Below are 954 nucleotides of genomic sequence, written 5' to 3'. Positions count from 1 at the left end.
ACCACTAGCGAAGCAATAATACCTTCTGCGAGTAGGAAAACTGAGTTGTCCTCTGGTAGGTTTTCGCCAAGTGTTACAAGCCCCCACATACCGTGGGAAATAAAATCACGAGTTACTGCATAAAAACTTGTTAGCAAGATGAAGAACATCATGCCTTTTACAAACTGTCGGTTATAAAACTGGCCAAAGCCAGGAATTACTGCAAGTAAGGAGGCAGTAAACCGTTGGGATCGATATAGCCCCGAGTTATGCTCAAAATGTTCACTCATGTCAGACATCACTTACAACTCCATTTCGGAAAACTTCTGGCGTCTGTCAGCCCCAGACGAGTAACTAGGGCCGACAATTGCTTTCGCCAGAACAATATCTTTAAATTATTGACCCATCATTGCGTGGTTAGCTTCGATTTGCATATTGATGCTGTCTACTGCAGAGTCGAGTGCACTTTTCGCATCTTGTTTATTCGTTGCAATCAACTGAAGTGCGCTGTTCGCAGGGCCCCACACTTCGTTCATTTCAGGAATGGAAGGCATAGACGTAGCGTGAATGGATTGCATCGCCACTGCACTTGCACCTGGGTCATTCTTGATAACAGGATCGTCCACCAATTTTGTCACTGCCGGAACCTCTCCAGTTAGCTCAAAGCGGCGCTTGGCATTATCATAATTATTGACGAACGTAATAAACTCTTGCGCTAAAGGTTTGTTTTTCGAGAAAGTGGAAATGCTGTAACTCTTAACCCCCATAAATGAACCCATTTGCTCACCAGATGGTAATTTTGGAAGAGGCGCTACACCGTAGTTGATCCCTGCTTCTTTGTAAGGCTGGAGCGCCCAAGGACCAGTTTGAACAATCGCTGCTTTGCCCGACGTGAATAGTGAATCGATAGCATTAAGCCCGTTATTACCAATGATGCCTGTAGGGAAGACTTTAGAGTCATAGAACTTCTGAATG

At 44.8% G+C, this 954-nt stretch carries 1 protein-coding gene and 1 pseudogene; both read right to left on the bottom strand.

What is annotated here, in order from left to right; translation table 11 throughout:
- Positions 1-278: pseudogene (locus tag R7093_RS24310) on the bottom strand (sugar ABC transporter permease); the annotation flags it as partial.
- Between the two features lie 96 nt (positions 279-374).
- Positions 375-954, bottom strand: a 580-nt coding sequence (locus R7093_RS24305) for an extracellular solute-binding protein (RefSeq protein WP_318146894.1), incomplete at its 5' end; no start/stop codon positions are given.

The organism is Vibrio sp. 1580 (assembly GCF_033340055.1).
Note: the sequence above shows the minus strand (reverse complement) of the source record. Positions and strands in the feature narration are given on the sequence as shown.